The following is a 17,087-nucleotide window of genomic DNA, read 5'->3' on the forward strand; positions in this document are numbered from 1 at the left end:
GAGGTTAAAATGATAACCTTAAAAGAAAACTTTTATCGGCTTTTGCATCCAAAGATTGTTTTTTTACTTACATCTGCAGGTAAAGACGGAAAACACAATGTTATGTCTTGTGCATGGGCAACTCCAGCATCTGAAGAACCACCAAAGGTTATTGTATGTGTTTCAAAAGAACATTATACTACAGAGTTAATCCTTCAGACAGAAGAGTTCGCAATCAATATTCCTACTAAGGATATGGTTAAAGCTATATGGATATGTGGAAGTAAATCTGGTAGAAGTGTTGATAAATTTAAAGAAGCAAAGCTAAAAACGTTTAAAGCATCTAAGGTCTCCGCACCTCTCATAGAAGGATGTGCTGGTTTTATTGAATGTAAAGTTACCAAAACAATTGATGCTGGTGAATGTTATGCTTTTCTATCTGATGTTGTTGAATCAAAGGCTGATGAAAGATATTTTAAGAAAGGCATCTGGATTGCTGATAACATTCCTATGCATCTTGGTGGTAGAAAAATTGTTTATTTTAGTTCCTCGTCTTCGCATGAATAAAATGCAAAGCATTTTTAAAGATGAAAAAATAAGCTAAGATTTTTTAAAATATGCCTATGCTCAGATTTCTTACAGCTGGAGAATCGCATGGTAAAGGACTTACTGGTATAATTGAAGGAATACCTGCTGGTATACCAATTTCAAAAGAAGAAATTAATAAGGAACTCAAGCGAAGACAACAGGGTTATGGCAGAGGCGGAAGAATGAAAATAGAGTCTGATGAAGTTGAAATAGTTTCAGGTATAAGATGGGGTAAAACTCTTGGTTCACCAATTACGCTCTTTATTAAAAATCGTGATTGGGAAAACTGGGAAAAAGCAATGAACTCTGATAAAATCTTTGAAGGTACACATCCTCCTGTAACAAGACCAAGACCAGGACATGCTGATTTAGCAGGCTTACTTAAATATCAACACTCTGATATCCGAAATGTTCTTGAACGTTCCTCTGCTCGTGAGACTGCAATGAGAGTTGCAATTGGAGCAGTGGCAAAACAGTTTTTAACAAATTTTGATATAAAAATAGGAAGTTTTGTAACAAGAATTGGTTCTGGTGAAAAAGAGATTGAAACAGCATATTTAAGTGAAAAGGAGCTTTTAGAACTTTCAGTTTTAGCAGAAACTTCTTCTGTGAGATGTCCATGGAAAGATGCAGAAGCTGAGTTTATAAAAGTCATTGAACAGGCAATAAAAAATGGAGATACAGTTGGTGGTTGTTTCACTGTTTTTGCTATAGGTGTTCCTGTAGGGCTTGGAAGCCATGTTCACTGGGATAGAAAACTTGATTCAAAAATAGCTATGGGAATGATGAGCATTCAAGCAATAAAAGCAGTTGAAATTGGTGATGGAGTTTTGCTTGGTAAAAAGTATGGTTCAGAGGTTATGGATGAGATTTTTTATAATAAAAACAAACAATTTTACAGAAAAACCAATCATATGGGTGGAATTGAAGGAGGAATATCAAATGGAATGCCTGTGATTGTAAAAGCTACTATGAAACCTATCCCAACACTGCGAAAACCTCTTAATTCTGTTGATATCTTTACAAAGGAAAGCTCCTTAGCCTCCTATGAACGAAGTGACGTATGTGCTGTACCTGCTGCCAGTATTATAGGAGAAGCTGTTTTAGCATGGCATATTGCAGAGGCATTTATAGAAAAATTTGGAGGTGACAGTCTGGAAGAAATCAGAGCAAATTTTTCTTCCTACTATAAACAGATAATGAAAAACAAATGGCTCAAACACCCAACTATTAAGGATTAAAGGGAGATGAAACTATTAGGTTTATTAACTGTTTTTTTAATATTCATTTTTCTTCCTTCTGATAGTTTATCTCAACTTTCCTCCTTAGACTCTCTCATTAAAGGAAAAAATTCTTTAAATTCAGGTAATTTTCAAAAAGCAGAAGAATACCTTACAAAATCTTTACAGGAATTCAAAGAAATTGGTGATTATATTTTATTGTGGAGAGCAAATGCCTATAAAAAGATGAATAGATATGAAGAAGCTTTAAAAGATATAAATGAATTAAAGAGAAACTATCCAAAATCACCTCTTATTAAGGATGCAAGAAAGGAAGAAATTGAACTGGCAAAACTCCTTGATTTACCAGAACTTGAACAGCTTTATCAATCTTTTGTCAAGGAATATCCTGAAGAAATAAAAATAAAATTTGATTATGGAGTTTATCTTAAAGAACACGAAAAGTTTACCGAAGCAAAAAAAATATTTAAAGATATTTTCATAACCGCTTCATCCCTTGCAGACCAAGCAGAAAAAGAACTCTCTGAAAAAGATATAACAATAAATGATTTGATAAAAAAGGCTAAAGCTTTAAATAATGCTTATCAATTCAAAAAAGCAGAAAAATACTTGATGGAAGTTCTTTCAAAATCAAATATTTCTCAAAAATTAGATGTTTTTTCATTACTTGGATATTCTCTTTTTATGCAAAAAAGATATTCTGAAGCTGCTGATATTTTCAAAAAGTCTGGTGAATATTACTGGAGAGCAAGAGCTCTTCTAAGAGCAAAAAATTATGAAACTTTTGAAAAAGAACTGCCAAATTATATTAATTTAGGCGATCAGAAAATTTCAGAGATTCTTATAAACTATGCAAACATTAAAAGAAGAAATGGAGAACCTGAGAAAGCTATAAAAATGCTCAAAATGGTTGTTAACAAATACCCATCTGCAAAAGAAGAAGGATTATGGTTTTTAGCATGGAATTACTATCTCAAAGAAGACTATAATGAAGCAGAAAAGATTTTTCAGGAATTATACTCTTCATTTGGTAAACTTAAATATCTTTACTGGCTTGAAAAGGTTAAAGAATTAAAAGGAGTTATTCCTGCAAAACAATACTCTGTTTCATTTCAACAGGGAGATATTTATTCATATCTACTTTATATAAAAGGAAAAATTTCAAATATTCCTGAATCTATGCCTATCAATTATCAAATAGCAATCCCGAAAAGAGTTGACATACTTATCAAAGCAGGATTTACAGAGGAGGCTATAAGAGAAATAAAAGCCTTATTAAAAGACAATAGAAACATTGAAAACATTCCTTTGCTGAGCAAAATTCTTTATGAAATAGGAGATTATCCTACTTCAGTAAGGCTTATATCAAAAATTCCTGGTAAATTTAACTTTTCTGAACTTCTATATCCGCAGGTATACAAAGACACAGTTTTAAATGCTTCAAAGAGAATCAATATTAATCCTTATCTTATCCTCGCTGTTATGAGAGAAGAGTCAAGATTTGACTTTCTTGCCCGTTCACCTGCTGGAGCATTGGGGTTAATGCAACTGATGCCAGAAACAGCGAAAAAAGAAGGTAAAAAAATAGGTATTACACTTAAAAACGATTCTGAAATATTTGAACCCGAAAAAAACATATTTATCGGCAGTTCTTATTTAAAAAAGCTAATTGAAGAATTTGGCAATACTGTAATGGCTATTGCAGCATATAATGCTGGAGAAAAAGCAGTATCTTCATGGCTTAAAAATAATTCCTATAATGATATTGATGAGTTCTTAGAAGATATTCCCTATGCTGAAACAAAAGGATATGTGCAAAGAGTTCTTACTTCATATTTTGAATATCTTCGCATTAACAAAGCTTTGACACAGGAAACTATTTCAAACATAATAAAAACTAAAGGAGGAAACCCATGATTGAGGAAAAGATTGTATCTGCTGTGGAAAGAATTAAAATTCTGAAACAGGAAAAAGAAGAATTGCAAAAAAAAGTTAACACATTAGAAGAAGTTTTAAAAACAAAAAATCAAGAAATTGAAAACTTATTGATTGAAAGAGAAGCAATTAAAAAACAGATAGAAGAACTTCTTAAAGAGCTTGATTTAGAAGCAAATGTATAAAACTGAAGTTTACATATTGGGTCAAAAATATACAATAAAAGGAGAAAAATCACCAGAGTATATCCAGAGGTTGGCTGCCTATGTTGATGAAAAATTGAGAAAGGTTTATGAACAAAACTCTGCAATGCCTCCTTTAAGGGCAGCCATCCTTGCTTGTTTTTATATAGCTGATGAACTTTATGAAATGAAAAAAGACTGTGAAGATACAAAACATCAGCTTAAAAAACTTGAAGAAAAAACAAATGAATTACTGCTACTCCTTGACTAAATGATGTCTCTTCTTCGGTCAATTGCGTATCTTTTATCTTTTTGTTTTTTTGCAACAGATTTCATTACAGAGGCAACTTCAGCCATCTCACTAAAATGATTAAAAATTCTGTGACGATTGGAGGTTATTCCAACAGAAACTGTCATAATCGGATAAAATTGAATTTTGCCTTCTCTATTTATTGATTCTATGTAACCTTTTCTAATGTCTTCTTCATCATAAAAATTCTTAATGAGATTGTCAAATATATTTATTATTTTTTGGGTTGTTTTTTCAATTATTTCAGGAGACATAATGTATACAAAATCATCACCTCCTATATGCCCTACAAAACTTCCTGTTGGCTGTTCATTCCTTACAATATTGAGGATAAGCCTTCCAAGCATCTTTATTACCTCATCACCTCTTGAAAATCCGTATTTGTCATTGAAAGGTTTGAAATTGTCTAAATCCGCATACGCCAAAGCAAAAACATCTCCTCTGCTAAGTCTTCTCTGAATCTCCTTCTGAATAACAAGATTACCAGGAAGCTTTGTCAACGGACTTGTTGCTATTACTCTTTCTACTCTTTCAAAGCATAGATTGATTCTCATGAGCAAATCCTGTGATAAGTTATTAACTCTTATATAATCATCTACAAGAAAATTCTGCCAATCGTCAGTATAAAAATCAGGGGAGACTATTGCGATTACATTCATTGATACAAAAATAGGGTCACTTTTTAGTTCATTTATGATTGAAATTTCAATTTTTGAATTATTTATAGCTTCTACAATTGCCAGGTCAGGAATCTCATCATATATAATCTGAAGAGCGTCTTTAATATCTTCAAAATAATATGTTTCATATGGAGAGGAAAAAAATTTTTTCTTAATAAGTTTCTTTATTTCACAATCTTTTACAATAACAATAGCTTTTTTATTCATCAGAAAGAAATATTTCTCCTGAAGTGGTGATAGGTTCCTCTGCTTCTCTAAATATGTCTAAAATTTCCTCTTCTTTAAGATTTAATATTTCCCAAACAAAAGGATGAACTGAAGGAACAAAAATTTCTCCTGAATACCCTACTCCTCTTGCCATTGCAAGTATATTTGATAAATGAACAATAGCAGTCTCTACTTGAAACTTTTCAGATAGTTTAGGCTTATGATGATACATTATTGGTTCTATCAATTTTAAAGGAAAATGCCATTTTTTTGCTATAATTCCTCCAACTTCTGCATGTGTTAGTCCAAAATATTGTTTTTCAATCTCATATAAAAAATCATCTTTCTCTTGAACAGACTCAATTAGTTTTAAATATTCATCTTTAAAAGACATCATAAGTATAACTTTGCCAATATCGTGCAAAAGTCCTCCTATTGATATTTCCTCTGGAGATTGCAGTTCTTTTCTTATTGCAATAATTCTTGCAAATATGGCTGTAGAAAGAGAATGTTCCCAGAGCCCTATCATGTTTTTTTGCATTATTTCAAAAACTGATACTCCTAAAAGAAGTCCTTTTACAGCATTCAATCCAAGAATTACCATTGCATGACTTACAGAAGATATTCTTCCAGGGAATCCATAAACAGGAGAATTAACCATTTTAAGAATTCTTGCTGTCAAAGTAGGATCAGATGAAACAAACTCTGTTATTTTTTGTAAAGATACTTTAGGGTCTTCTATAACTGATAAAATCTTTCTTAAAATCGGAGGGATTGTAGGAAGAGCTTCTATTTTTTCAATTCTTGCGATTACTTCCTGAGCATTCATTTATAAAGTTCCTCAATATGAGTCTTCAAAGCTTTTTTTATCAAAAGTGTATATGAATCTGTTGCTTTCTTAAATCTTTTCTCAATTTCCTCAAAAACTTCTTCTTTGGGAGGCATCTCTTTTTGTCCTTCCACATACACAAAATCTATATTCATTATTGAAAGTTTTTCTATAAGAGCATCTGTTAATTCTTTACCAGCAGTAATCACCACCATACCTGCTTCATTCACTATATCTCTCGCAATCTTCATACCAGGTTTTGCTTTATCAATTGAAATTTTTATCATAGCTAATTATACCCTAAATATCAAGCTTTATGTGTAACTCTCTTAATTGTTTCAAATTAACCTCTGAAGGTGCTTCACTAAGCGGGCAGAAAGCTTTTTGCGTTTTGGGAAAAGCTATAACATCTCTTAAAGAATTTGCTCCTGTCATAACCATAACAAGCCTATCAAGACCGAGAGCAATTCCACCATGTGGGGGTGCTCCATATCGTAAAGCTTCCACAAAAAATCCAAACCTTCTCTTAATCTCTTCCTCTGAAATAGCAAGTATTCTGAATATATGCTCCTGAATATCTGCTTTATGAATTCTAATACTTCCACCGCCAAGCTCATAACCATTAAGAACAATATCATAAGCCTTTGCCTTTATATCCTTCACAGAACTTTGCGGGTCATAAAAAGCTTCTTGAGGTATCTTTAAAAGTTTATCAATATCCTCATCCTTAGGAGATGTAAATGGATGATGCATGCTTACAAATCTTTTTTCTTCTTCATCCCATTCAAATAAAGGAAAATCCAGAACCCATGCGAAATAAAATCCTTCTTTTTTAATCTGAGCTCTTTCAGCAATTTCAAGTCTTAGTCTTCCTAAAACTTCATTAGCTAAGGATTTTTTATCAGCAACAAAAAGTATCATATCTCCATCTTCTACACCTACTTTCTCCGCAATTTCCCTTAGAAGACTTTCAGAAAAGAATTTTACAATTGGAGATTCAAAGCCATTTTTAACTTTTATCCATGCAAGTCCCTTAGCACCAAATGATTGGGCTAATGCTGTAAGTTTATCTATCTCACTTCTTGAAAGAGAGGCTAAACCTTTTCCGCAAATTGCTTTCACAACTCCGCCTTTTTCTATAGTATCAAGAAAAACCTTAAATTGAGAGTTCTTTACAAGCTCGCTTACATCCTGAATTTCAAGTGCGAATCTTAAGTCAGGTTTATCTGAACCATATTTATTGATAGCCTCTTCATAAGTAAGCCTCTTGAATGGAATTTCAATATCAACTTCCAAAACTTCTTTAAAACATTTAAAAAGCATCTCTTCAACAATCTCAATAATGTCTTCAGGTTTTACAAAAGACATCTCAAAATCAATCTGAGTAAACTCTGGTTGACGGTCTGCCCTTAGATCTTCATCCCTGAAACAACGAACAATCTGAAAGTATCTATCAAATCCTGACATCATAAGAATCTGTTTAAAAAGTTGCGGAGACTGAGGAAGAGCATAAAATGTTCCGGGATTAAGTCTACTCGGCACAAGAAAATCTCTTGCTCCTTCAGGTGTAGATTTTGTAAGCATAGGAGTCTCTACCTCAACAAATCCCTTACTGTCAAGAAAATTCCTTACCGCCATTGTTATGCGATGCCTAAGAAGAAAATTTTTCTGCATCTCTGCCCTGCGAAGGTCAAGGTAACGATATTTTAATCTTAAAAGCTCACTAACCTCAGCCATTTCATCAAGCTGAAAGGGTAAAGGCTTTGAAAAACTCAATATTTCAAGCTCTTTTGCCCATAATTCTACATTGCCTGTAATAAGTTCTGGATTTTCAGTGCCTTCAGGTCTCTTTTTTAAGATACCCTTTACAGCTATGACATATTCACTTCTTAAACCATGAGCTTTTTGATGCATTTCAATTGAAATTTCAGGGCTAAATACAACCTGAATAATTCCGGTTCTATCACGCAAATCAATAAAAATCAATCCTCCGTGATCTCTTCTACGAAAAACCCAGCCGCAAAGACTTATTTCCTTACCGATTTCTTCTTCTTTAACCTCAGCACAATATTTATCGCGAAACATTTTTCCTCCTGCTATAGATTTTCATAAATTTTTATTATAGCAAAACAAAACCAAGTGATAAAAATTTGACTTTAAATTTAAAAAATATTTAAAATTGGATTCATGCAAACAAAGGTAAAAAAAGGCTTAATTGTAATTGATTCGGAAAGATGTAAAGGCTGTAATTACTGTGGTTTGACATGTCCAAAAGGCTGTATTGAAATTTCTTCTGATTTTAATTCTTCAGGATATTTCCCTGCTAAATTTTCTAATCCTGCTAATTGTATAGGATGCGCAATGTGTGCAGTTGTTTGCCCTGAAATAGCTATAGAAGTCTTCGTAGAGGATTAACCGTATTTGTGGTAAAATATCCTTAAATTTATTAAATAGGGGTTTTTGTTGCAAATCGGGGCTATTTTTTGTAGCTGTGCTGGTCAAATAACTGAAAAAATTGATTTTGAAAAATTACAGAATCTCATACGTAACAAAGTAGCATGGATTGAAAAATTTGAATTAGCCTGCGCTGAAAAAACACATCAAAAAATTATAAATTTTTTAAGCCTTAAAAAACCTGAAGGTCTGATTATTCTTGCTTGCTCTCCCAAAAATAAAGAATCTGTATTTCAGAAGCTCGGGGAAAAAGCGGGAATCAATCCATATATGATAAATATAGTTAACATTAGAGAACAGGTTGCATGGGTTATTAAAGACAGAGATAAGGCTCTTAAAAAAGCATTTATACTTTTCAGTGGAGCATTAGAAAGGCTAAAAAAACAAAAGCCTCTTTTTGAAATAAAAATACCTATCTGCAATGATATCATGATAGTGGGAGGCGGCATTGCAGGAATTGTCGCAGCAAATAGTCTTTCCAAAGCTGGCAAAAAGGTTTATCTCATTGAACAAGAATGCTCTTTGGGAGGCAAAATTGTTAAATATGAAAAACTTTTCCCAGACCTTACATGTGGTCCATGCATGATTCATCCAATGATTGAAGAAGTTTTAAACAGTAATATAGAACTAAGGCTTAATTCAAAAGTAGAAGAATTAAAGGGCTTTTATGGAGCTATTTTTGCTAAGATTTTATCGAAGCCAATGTACGTTAATCCTAAAAAATGTATTGGCTGTTCTGAATGTGAACAGATTTGCCCTGTAAAAGCCATTAAAGTAGAACCAATGAAACTTCCTGTGGTTGCAAGGATAAATTCTGAAAAATGTCTTTATCTTCAAGGACAAGACTGTGATTTATGTATAAAAGAGTGTCCAGTGCCGGAAGCAATAAACTTTGATGAATCAGAAAAAAAAGAAAGTTTAAAAGTTGGTGCTGTGCTATGGGCAACAGGGCTTGAGCTTATGGATTGCAAAGTTCTACCAGAGTTTGGTTATGGAAGGTTTAAAGATGTTTATGATTCATTGGAGTTTGAAGAGATACTAAACATTGAAGGACCAACATCAGGAGAAATAATCACCAGTTCAGGGGAAATACCTGAAAAAATTGCTATTGTTCACTGTGTTGGAAGTCTTGATGAAAATTATTATCCCTACTGTAGCAAAATATGCTGTCAATATGCTTTCAAGTTTAATAGGGTTCTAAGGCAGAGGCTTCCTGAGACAGAAATAGTTCATTTTGTTAAAGAAATAGTTCTTCCAGGTAAAAATGCATACAGACTTTATTCACAGGCATTAAAAGACCCTTTGACAAAAATTCTAAGATATAACGATTTAAAAGAATTAAAAATTACCAAAGAAGATTTATTAAATGTGTATTTTAAAAATGATAAAATTTCCTGTGATATTGTTGTTTTATGTCCTGCAATTATTTCAGATAGAAAAATTGAAGAAATTTCAGGATTATTTTTAACTGGTTCTATTAAAGAGCCACTGACAATAAACGAAACAATAAATGATGCAATGGCGCAGGTTGGGAATCTTCTCTGTTTGTTTAAAGAAGAAAAAATAATCAAACAGCCATTTATAGCTAAAATAGACTATAATAAATGCAGCCGTTGTGGTATATGTATATTCCAATGCCCATATAAAGCAATTGAAATTGAAATGGGAGAAGTAAAAATGATGGAAATTCTATGTGAAGGATGTGGAACATGTGTAGCTTCCTGCCCTTCAAATGCAATTGGACTTAATGGTTACTCTGATGAAGAAATTTTATCTGAAATATATGGAATATTGAATGCAACCAAGGAGGTAGATAATGGAAGTACTGTTGCTTGATGCCAGAGGATTAAAATGCCCGCAGCCAACAATTCAGATGACAATCAAAGCATTAAAAATGAAAAAAGGCGATATTCTTGAAGTTATCGCAGATTGCCCAACTTTTGAAAATGATGTAAAAAACTGGTGCAGAAGAAATAATAAAACTCTTTTATGGATTAGGGATGAAGGCAATGGAGTAAAAAGATGTCAGGTTCAGTTTTGAAAGTTTTTTTGGTTATCTGTCTTCTACTAATCCCTTCCTTGTTCACCAGCGTACAATTACTATTTGCTGAACAACAAAATGATTCCATAGTTCTTGGCATGTCTGCAGCATTTAAAGGACCTTCAAGAGGACTTGGAATAGAGCTTTACAGAGGAGCAATGGCATATTTTGAACATATTAACAAAAATGGCGGTATTTACGGAAAAAAGATTGTTATTAAAGCCTATGATGATGGCTATAACCCAAGTCCCACTATAAAAAACACTATAAAACTCGTTGAAGAAGATAAAGTGTTTACGCTTTTTAACTATGTGGGAACTCCAACTGTAACCAGAATACTACCAATACTTAAAAGTTACAGTAACAGAAATATTTATTTATTTTTTCCTTTTACAGGTGCTCTTCCTCATAGAAAACCTCCTTATAATGAATATGTATTTAATTTAAGAGCATCCTATGAACAGGAAACAGGTGGGCTTGTTGAAAATTTCATAAAAATTGGCAGAAAAAAAATAGGAATTTTTTATCAAGCAGATGCTTACGGAAGAAGTGGATGGGATGGTGTAAGAAAAACGCTCGCAGAGTATGGCTCTAAAATAGTTGCAGAAGCAACATACAAAAGAGGTGCAAAATATTCAGAAAGCTTTAGGAAACAAGTTGAGATTCTGAAAAATGCAGGAGCAGATGCTGTCATATCTGTAGGTGCTTATGCTGCCTGCGCAGGATTTATTAGAGACGCAAGAGATGCAGGATGGGATGTTCCTATTGCGAATGTATCTTTTACTGGAAGCGAGTTTATGATAAATCTTCTTCTTGAAGAAGAGAAAAAAACAGGCAAAAAATACACTTACAATTTAATAAACTCTCAGGTTGTACCCAGTTATGAAGACATGAGCCTATCAGCAGTAAGACAATATAGAACTCTTATGGATAACTATAATCCAATGATACCTCCAGAAATTATGGAAAAAGACTATAAACCTCTCAAATATAGCTTCGTAAGCTTTGAAGGCTTTCTCAATGCAAAAGTTATTGTTGAAGTTCTAAAAAGACTCGGTAAAGAACCAAAAAGAGAAAACATTAAAAAGGTAGTAGAAAACATAAAAAATCTGGATATTGGAATTGATGAAAAAATTAGTTTTTCTTCAATAAAGCATCAGGCACTGGATAAAGTTTATTATACAACTTATAAAAATAATAAATTTGTTCCAATCAAGGACTGGAGCGAGTGGAAAAAATGAGAATGTCAAAGTTATTTCAGAAAACTCTCTTGGGGATAATATTTCTCTTTGCTATTATATTTATAACAATAAGTGTTTTTTCTGGCTGGCATCTTTATAATAATCTATCTGAAGAATACAAATCAAAAGGAACTGCTATTGCAAGTAGTATTGCCTCATCTTCTGCAGAAACAATACTCAATCTTGATTCAGCAACTGTTCAGGCGATGATAGACCAATTTCTTGAAATTGAAGGAGTTTCCTATGTTTTTGTTGTGGACTCAACAGGTGAGATAATTTCGCATACATTTATTCCAACAATTCCAGAAGAAATTAAAAGAATCTCACAAATACATAAAACCGGGATAAGAGATGTAAGCATAGAAGGTATTGGAGATTTTTCAGATATAGTCTCTCCAATTACAGAAGGAGCTGTTGGATATGTTCATGTAGGCATGAATAAAAACAACATTAATCAGAAAATGTGGGCTGTGCTTGGTAAACAGGTCACCCTTCTTTCTTTAATTTTTATTTTCAGTGTTCTTCTTGCTTATTTTATGGTAAATAGAATATCACAACCCCTTAACCAGCTCACTGAGTATGCTAAAAAACTCCTTGCTCATGATTTTGATGCTAAAGTAGATATCAAATCAAAAGATGAAATCGGTCTTCTTTCAAATACAATGCAATCAATGGCAAACAATATAAATGAAGTATTTGACAGATATGAATTTGCACTTAAAGATGCTGTAGTAGAACTTCAGGATACGCTTGCTTACTTAACTACAATAATTGATAACATGGCAGATGGACTTATTGTTGTTGATAAAGATGGTGTGATAAACCATATTAATCCTGCTGCCTCAGAAATGTTTGGCAAAGCAGAGTTTGAGATGATAGGGAAAAATGTAAAGATTCTTGGAAAGGAGCTTGATAAGCTGGTAAAAAAATCACTTAATACTGAGGAGATTGTTTCTAATGAAATAAATCTCGTTAATGAAAGAGTTGGAAAGGCTGTTGCAAAAAGTATTAAAAAAGAATATTTTTCTGAAGAATCCGAAGCTAAGGGAATTCTTGGCTCTGTAATTTTAATAAGAGATATTACTCAGGAAAAAGAAGTTGACAGGCTTAAAACGGAATTTATTACTGTTGTAAGCCATGAACTAAGAACTCCGCTTACTTCAATACTCGGATTTATTGAAATAATAAATAAAAAATTTACAGAAAATATTCTTCCACATCTTGATATGAATAACTTCAGGTTATCCAAAGCTGTAAACAAGATAAATAAAAATTTTAAAATAATTCTTTCTGAAGGAGAGAGAATAACTTCATTAATAAACGATGTTCTTGATATCTCCAAACTTGAATCAGGCAAAGCTATATGGAATTTCAAAGAAATTTCAATACAGGGAGTAATCACAGATGCGTATAAAGCGCTTTCATCTCTTTTTGAGCAAAAAGGAATCCCCTGTTATATAGAAATTCAGCCCTCTCTTCCATTTATCAATGCTGATAGAGAAAGGCTCATTCAGGTAGTTATTAATCTTCTTTCAAATGCTTTAAAGTTTACAGAAAAAGGATATGTAAAATGCAAAACCGCACTCAATGCAGATGAGATTGTTGTGAGCGTGGAAGATAGCGGAATAGGTATTCCAGAAGAAGAAAAAGAAAGGATTTTTGAGAAATTTAAACAGGTAGGAGATTTAATAAGAGGCAAGCCAAAAGGCACAGGACTGGGACTTGCAATCTCAAAACAGATTGTGGAAGCTCATGGAGGAAAAATTTGGGTTGAAAGTGAATTAGGAAAAGGAAGCACCTTTTATTTTACAATCCCTTTAAAAAGAAAGGAGGAGTTTAATGAAAATATTAATAGTTGATGATGAATCTCTTATCAGAGAGTTGATTTTACAAATAATTGATGAGTTAGAAGATATGGATATAGAAACAATTGAAGCCTGTGATGGAGTTGAAGGGCTTGAGTTAATAAAAAAAGAAAAACCCGATATAGTCTTATTGGACATAATGATGCCAAAGATGAGCGGATTTGAAATATGTAGAATTTTGCAGAAAGAGCCTCCCTCTTGGGACATGAAAGTTGTTATGCTTACAGCAAAAGGGCAGGAAATAGATAAACAAACTGCTAAAGAATTAGGAGTAAAATGGTATATTACAAAACCATTTAAAATAGATGATATAATAAAACTTTTAAAAGAACTTACAGAGGTGCACTGAATGAAACTTGAAAAATTTTTTATAAAACCTGAAAATTCTCTGCTTATAATAATTGATGTTCAAGAAAAACTTGCTAAAGCCATGAAAGAGGAAATTGTTGAGAAAACTTTGAAAAATATTACAACACTTATTGAGCTTTGTAAACTCTATCACATTCCAATAGTTTTTACTGAGCAGTATCCAAAAGGATTGGGCAAAACCTTAGATAGAATCAAAACATTGATAAATGAAGAAGCTATTGAAAAAATTAGCTTTAGCTCAGTTGGAGAAGAAAAGTTTGCAAACAAAATTAAAGACATTGGAAGGCAGAAAATTATTCTTACAGGTATGGAAACCCATGTATGTGTCTTTCAGACAGCGGTTGACCTTCTCGCAAGAGATTATCATGTTTTTGTGCCCTATGACGCTGTCTGTAGCCGCAGAAAACAAGATTGGCAAATTGGGCTTGAGCTTATGAAACAAGCTGGTGCAGTCATATCCTGTACTGAAACATTGGCATTTCAGATTCTTAAAAAAGCTGGGACAACAGAGTTTAAAAAAATTCTGGAGTTTATAAAATGATTGACTTGCACATTCACAGTGTTTTTAGCGATGGAGAATTAATTCCTGCAGAAATAATCAGAAGAGCCGAAGCAATTGGTTATAAAGCTCTTGCAATAACTGATCATGCAGATCACTCAAATATTGACCTAATTATTCCCAGAATTGTTAAAGTGATGGAGAGAATCCAACCTTTTACTAATATGGTTTTACTTCCTGGGATAGAGATTACTCATGTCCCACCAGATACAATTCCTGATTTAGCAAAAGAATCTCGCAGACTCGGGGCAAAAATCGTTATTGTTCATGGTGAAACACTGGTTGAGCCTGTTAAAAAAGGAACAAACATAAAGGCTTTACAGTCAGATATTGATATACTTGCTCATCCAGGCTTGATAACTGAGGAAGAGGCAATAGAGGCATCAGCCCGAAATATATATCTTGAAATTACTTCAAGAAGAGGGCATAGTCTTAGCAATGGACATGTTGCTCATGCAGCCCTAAAGTATGGAGCAAAACTTGTTATTAATACTGATTGTCATTCACCAGGAGATTTTATTTCAAAGGAGTTTGCTATAAAAATACTGAAAGGTGCCGGATTAATAGAAAAAGAAATTTATAAGGTATTCCAGAATATGGAAGAAATTATAAGGAGGAAGATTAAGTGAAACAAAAACCAGAAGATGTACAAACACTTAAAGAAAAACTTTTTGCACAAAAAAAGAAATTAGTAATCGGAATTTTTGTATTTCTCGGTATAGTTTTCCTGATAACAGGTTTTTATGTTTATAACCTTAAACAAGAAACTGATGCAAAAGAGCTTCAATACGAAGCATACAAAGCATTGCTTCAGCAAAAATTTTCGCAGGCAGGTGATTTATTTATTAAAGCCTATGAGAAAAAGAAAAATATTACTTATCTTATAAATGCAGGTTATGCATACTCTTTTGCAGGAGATAACAAGAAAGCTATTGAATATTTAAGCAAAGTAGCAAGTATGAATGATGAAAATTTCTCAAATCTTGCAAAATTTAAAATGGCAATGATTTATCTTAAAGACAATGATAAAGAGCGCGCAACTAAAACTTTAAAAGAAATTATAGATGGTAAATCAACTGTAATGAAAGATGTTGCACTATTTGAAATGGCAAAAATATCGGATAATAAAGATGAAGCAAAAAAATATTATGAAGAGATTATAAATAAATTTCCTTCTTCTACAATGGTTGAATCTGCAAAAGCAGAACTACAAAAATTAAGTAATTAAGCTTTTTTATTATTTTTTGCCTTTTTAGTTTTGCTAACAGATGAATTTTTCTTCTTTTTCAATGTAACTTTCTTTTTTGGTTTTTTATTTTCATGAAATTTATCTTCATTTGTAGGTGTAAATTTATCATGAGGAGGAATCATTATTTTTGTCTCTGGTTTTAAGTTCTTAAATACTTCATTACCATTCATCTCATAAAGAACAGTTGGTGAAAATCCTGTTTTTTTAGCAATTTTATAAACTGTATCACCTTTTTTTGTTACATATGTATCATGGCTGAATCTTTTTTCAGGTGGTATCTTTTCAAAGTTTGATAAAAAATCTTCTTTTTTACCTTCAGGAATTCTAATAATGTACTCTTTAACATTCATAGGAGTAGACCATCTTTTGAGTTCTGGATTCAATTCTTTGATTATACTTACATCAACCTGTGCACACTTGGCAATTATATCAATATCAGTAGGAGAAGGAATAACAACCTCTTCATAATTAATTGTTTCATGTTCTTTTATGTTATTAAATCCAAAACTCTCTGGCTGCTTGGCAATTGTTATAGCTGCAATATATTTTGGCACATAATTTTTTGTTTCTCTTGGTAGATACTTTGTATTAAGAAGCATCCAGTAATCATTCTCAGCAACCCTGTTCATGGCTTTATAAATTCTTCCTTCGCCAGCATTATAAGCTGCCAAAGCCAGTGACCAGTCTCCAAACATTTTGTAAAGATCTTTAAGATAGTTTGCCGCAGCAACAGTTGATTTAATGGGATCTTTTCTTTCATCCCTCCACCAATCAACTATTAAACCATACCTTTTTGCAGTGCTTTCAATAAACTGCCATGGACCAACAGCTTTTGCTCTTGAGCGAGCATTCACATTAAATCCACTTTCTATTAAAGGCAAATAAACAAGATCCTCTGGTAAGCCTTTTTCCACAAGTATTTCTTTCATTTTTTCAATATACTTTGTAGAACGGCTAAGCCAAAGAGAAAATTTTTCTTTCAGTTTTTCAGAGAATAAAACAATATTTTTTTCTACTCTTTCAATAAAGCTTTCCTTTGTATCTGGTAAAAGCTTAAAATCTTCGTTTCCTAAAAATATTACTTCTTTTTTCTCATCTTGCTTGATAACAGGAGAGGTCTCTTCAGAATAACAAGGAAGGCAAAAAATCAAAGTAAAGAAAAGAAATAAAACAACCACGTTTTTCATAACTATTTTTTATACCTTAAAGCAAACTAAATTTTCAAGTTTTCTGAAACTCTGAAAAATATAAAACTGCCGATATTATTTTTATTTTATTTGCTTAATTGCAGCATTTTTTCATCAAATAAGGCTTTAGATAAATGTTTAAAAAATTTATAAAATAATATGCTAAAAAGC

General features: G+C 32.5%; 19 protein-coding genes. 14 read left to right on the plus strand and 5 right to left on the minus strand.

The features are described from left to right. Positions 1-9: 9 nt before the first annotated feature. Genes FLY87_RS07525 through FLY87_RS07545 form a run of 5 tightly spaced genes read left to right on the plus strand, consistent with a single transcriptional unit; the run spans position 10 to position 4,196 of the window. Positions 10-546 (plus strand): flavin reductase family protein, encoded by a 537-nt coding sequence (locus tag FLY87_RS07525; RefSeq protein ID WP_012546732.1) that lies wholly within the window; start codon positions 10-12, stop codon positions 544-546. A gap of 50 nt (positions 547-596) precedes the next feature. Beyond that, a complete protein-coding gene (gene aroC, locus FLY87_RS07530; protein ID WP_012545839.1) occupies positions 597-1,808 on the plus strand; it encodes a chorismate synthase in 1,212 nt (403 codons plus the stop codon). A 6-nt stretch (positions 1,809-1,814) separates the two neighbouring features. Continuing rightward, positions 1,815-3,725: a transglycosylase SLT domain-containing protein gene (locus FLY87_RS07535; protein WP_141266746.1), complete on the plus strand. Its 1,911-nt coding sequence runs from the start codon at positions 1,815-1,817 to the stop codon at positions 3,723-3,725. Beyond that, on the plus strand, positions 3,722-3,928 hold the full coding sequence (gene zapB / locus FLY87_RS07540; RefSeq protein WP_012545009.1) for a cell division protein ZapB: 207 nt from the start codon (positions 3,722-3,724) through the stop codon (positions 3,926-3,928). The genes FLY87_RS07535 and zapB overlap by 4 nt, the downstream gene beginning before the upstream one ends. Next, on the plus strand, positions 3,921-4,196 hold the full coding sequence (locus FLY87_RS07545; RefSeq protein WP_012546407.1) for a cell division protein ZapA: 276 nt from the start codon (positions 3,921-3,923) through the stop codon (positions 4,194-4,196). Before zapB ends, FLY87_RS07545 begins: the two co-directional genes overlap by 8 nt. Here FLY87_RS07545 and FLY87_RS07550 read toward each other — a convergent pair. From FLY87_RS07550 to aspS, 4 genes are read right to left on the minus strand one after another with little or no spacing between them, the layout of a single operon-like run. Further along, entirely contained in the window at positions 4,193-5,122 is a 930-nt protein-coding gene (locus FLY87_RS07550) for a GGDEF domain-containing protein (protein ID WP_012545261.1), read from the minus strand. The two genes, FLY87_RS07545 and FLY87_RS07550, sit on opposite strands and share 4 nt — an antisense overlap. Continuing rightward, on the minus strand, positions 5,115-5,951 hold the full coding sequence (locus FLY87_RS07555; protein WP_012545798.1) for an HDOD domain-containing protein: 837 nt from the start codon (positions 5,949-5,951) through the stop codon (positions 5,115-5,117). The genes FLY87_RS07550 and FLY87_RS07555 overlap by 8 nt, the downstream gene beginning before the upstream one ends. Continuing rightward, positions 5,948-6,238, minus strand: coding sequence for a hypothetical protein (locus FLY87_RS07560; protein WP_012546626.1), 291 nt, complete (start codon positions 6,236-6,238; stop codon positions 5,948-5,950). The genes FLY87_RS07555 and FLY87_RS07560 overlap by 4 nt, the downstream gene beginning before the upstream one ends. A gap of 13 nt (positions 6,239-6,251) precedes the next feature. Continuing rightward, positions 6,252-8,036 carry an aspartate--tRNA ligase gene (gene aspS / locus FLY87_RS07565; RefSeq protein ID WP_012546812.1) on the minus strand — a complete coding sequence of 595 codons (1,785 nt, stop codon included), beginning with the start codon at positions 8,034-8,036 and terminating at the stop codon, positions 6,252-6,254. A 102-nt stretch (positions 8,037-8,138) separates the two neighbouring features. On the opposite strand from aspS, the gene FLY87_RS07570 reads away from it, so the two are divergent. The 9 genes from FLY87_RS07570 to FLY87_RS07610 are packed head-to-tail and all read left to right on the plus strand — an operon-like array spanning position 8,139 to position 15,708. Further along, positions 8,139-8,366, plus strand: a complete 228-nt coding sequence (locus tag FLY87_RS07570; protein WP_012545602.1) for a ferredoxin family protein — start codon at positions 8,139-8,141, stop codon at positions 8,364-8,366. 48 nt (positions 8,367-8,414) lie between these two features. Next, the gene (locus tag FLY87_RS07575; protein ID WP_012545046.1) at positions 8,415-10,241 is read left to right on the plus strand and encodes a 4Fe-4S binding protein; all 1,827 of its coding nucleotides are present in this window, start codon (positions 8,415-8,417) and stop codon (positions 10,239-10,241) included. After that, positions 10,222-10,446 (plus strand): sulfurtransferase TusA family protein, encoded by a 225-nt coding sequence (locus FLY87_RS07580; RefSeq protein WP_012545978.1) that lies wholly within the window; start codon positions 10,222-10,224, stop codon positions 10,444-10,446. Before FLY87_RS07575 ends, FLY87_RS07580 begins: the two co-directional genes overlap by 20 nt. Continuing rightward, positions 10,428-11,687: an ABC transporter substrate-binding protein gene (locus tag FLY87_RS07585; RefSeq protein WP_028842634.1), complete on the plus strand. Its 1,260-nt coding sequence runs from the start codon at positions 10,428-10,430 to the stop codon at positions 11,685-11,687. Before FLY87_RS07580 ends, FLY87_RS07585 begins: the two co-directional genes overlap by 19 nt. 2 nt (positions 11,688-11,689) lie before the next feature. Next, the gene (locus FLY87_RS07590) at positions 11,690-13,546 is read left to right on the plus strand and encodes an ATP-binding protein (protein WP_181406009.1); all 1,857 of its coding nucleotides are present in this window, start codon (positions 11,690-11,692) and stop codon (positions 13,544-13,546) included. Next, positions 13,527-13,901 carry a response regulator gene (locus FLY87_RS07595; protein WP_012546622.1) on the plus strand — a complete coding sequence of 125 codons (375 nt, stop codon included), beginning with the start codon at positions 13,527-13,529 and terminating at the stop codon, positions 13,899-13,901. Before FLY87_RS07590 ends, FLY87_RS07595 begins: the two co-directional genes overlap by 20 nt. Then, the gene (locus FLY87_RS07600; protein WP_012545477.1) at positions 13,902-14,462 is read left to right on the plus strand and encodes an isochorismatase family protein; all 561 of its coding nucleotides are present in this window, start codon (positions 13,902-13,904) and stop codon (positions 14,460-14,462) included. Further along, the gene (locus tag FLY87_RS07605) at positions 14,459-15,109 is read left to right on the plus strand and encodes a histidinol phosphate phosphatase domain-containing protein (protein WP_028842635.1); all 651 of its coding nucleotides are present in this window, start codon (positions 14,459-14,461) and stop codon (positions 15,107-15,109) included. The genes FLY87_RS07600 and FLY87_RS07605 overlap by 4 nt, the downstream gene beginning before the upstream one ends. Further along, positions 15,106-15,708 (plus strand): tol-pal system YbgF family protein, encoded by a 603-nt coding sequence (locus FLY87_RS07610; protein ID WP_012544965.1) that lies wholly within the window; start codon positions 15,106-15,108, stop codon positions 15,706-15,708. The genes FLY87_RS07605 and FLY87_RS07610 overlap by 4 nt, the downstream gene beginning before the upstream one ends. Here the strand turns inward: FLY87_RS07610 and FLY87_RS07615 are convergent. After that, entirely contained in the window at positions 15,705-16,916 is a 1,212-nt protein-coding gene (locus FLY87_RS07615; protein ID WP_012546425.1) for a lytic transglycosylase domain-containing protein, read from the minus strand. The two genes, FLY87_RS07610 and FLY87_RS07615, sit on opposite strands and share 4 nt — an antisense overlap. Positions 16,917-17,087 lie beyond the last annotated feature (171 nt).

Origin of the sequence: Thermodesulfovibrio sp. Kuro-1 (assembly GCF_006538445.1) — a bacterium.
In the GTDB taxonomy this organism is placed as follows: Bacteria; Nitrospirota; Thermodesulfovibrionia; order Thermodesulfovibrionales; family Thermodesulfovibrionaceae; genus Thermodesulfovibrio; species Thermodesulfovibrio yellowstonii.

Coding starts and splice junctions, on each gene's coding strand:
- FLY87_RS07525 (WP_012546732.1), top strand. CDS start 10: ATGATAACCTTAAAAGAAAACTTTTATCGGCTTTTGCATCCAAAGATT.
- aroC (WP_012545839.1), top strand. CDS start 597: ATGCCTATGCTCAGATTTCTTACAGCTGGAGAATCGCATGGTAAAGGA.
- FLY87_RS07535 (WP_141266746.1), top strand. CDS start 1,815: ATGAAACTATTAGGTTTATTAACTGTTTTTTTAATATTCATTTTTCTT.
- zapB (WP_012545009.1), top strand. CDS start 3,722: ATGATTGAGGAAAAGATTGTATCTGCTGTGGAAAGAATTAAAATTCTG.
- FLY87_RS07545 (WP_012546407.1), top strand. CDS start 3,921: ATGTATAAAACTGAAGTTTACATATTGGGTCAAAAATATACAATAAAA.
- FLY87_RS07550 (WP_012545261.1), bottom strand. CDS start 5,122: ATGAATAAAAAAGCTATTGTTATTGTAAAAGATTGTGAAATAAAGAAA.
- FLY87_RS07555 (WP_012545798.1), bottom strand. CDS start 5,951: ATGAATGCTCAGGAAGTAATCGCAAGAATTGAAAAAATAGAAGCTCTT.
- FLY87_RS07560 (WP_012546626.1), bottom strand. CDS start 6,238: ATGATAAAAATTTCAATTGATAAAGCAAAACCTGGTATGAAGATTGCG.
- aspS (WP_012546812.1), bottom strand. CDS start 8,036: ATGTTTCGCGATAAATATTGTGCTGAGGTTAAAGAAGAAGAAATCGGT.
- FLY87_RS07570 (WP_012545602.1), top strand. CDS start 8,139: ATGCAAACAAAGGTAAAAAAAGGCTTAATTGTAATTGATTCGGAAAGA.
- FLY87_RS07580 (WP_012545978.1), top strand. CDS start 10,222: ATGGAAGTACTGTTGCTTGATGCCAGAGGATTAAAATGCCCGCAGCCA.
- FLY87_RS07585 (WP_028842634.1), top strand. CDS start 10,428: ATGTCAGGTTCAGTTTTGAAAGTTTTTTTGGTTATCTGTCTTCTACTA.
- FLY87_RS07590 (WP_181406009.1), top strand. CDS start 11,690: ATGTCAAAGTTATTTCAGAAAACTCTCTTGGGGATAATATTTCTCTTT.
- FLY87_RS07595 (WP_012546622.1), top strand. CDS start 13,527: ATGAAAATATTAATAGTTGATGATGAATCTCTTATCAGAGAGTTGATT.
- FLY87_RS07600 (WP_012545477.1), top strand. CDS start 13,902: ATGAAACTTGAAAAATTTTTTATAAAACCTGAAAATTCTCTGCTTATA.
- FLY87_RS07605 (WP_028842635.1), top strand. CDS start 14,459: ATGATTGACTTGCACATTCACAGTGTTTTTAGCGATGGAGAATTAATT.
- FLY87_RS07615 (WP_012546425.1), bottom strand. CDS start 16,916: ATGAAAAACGTGGTTGTTTTATTTCTTTTCTTTACTTTGATTTTTTGC.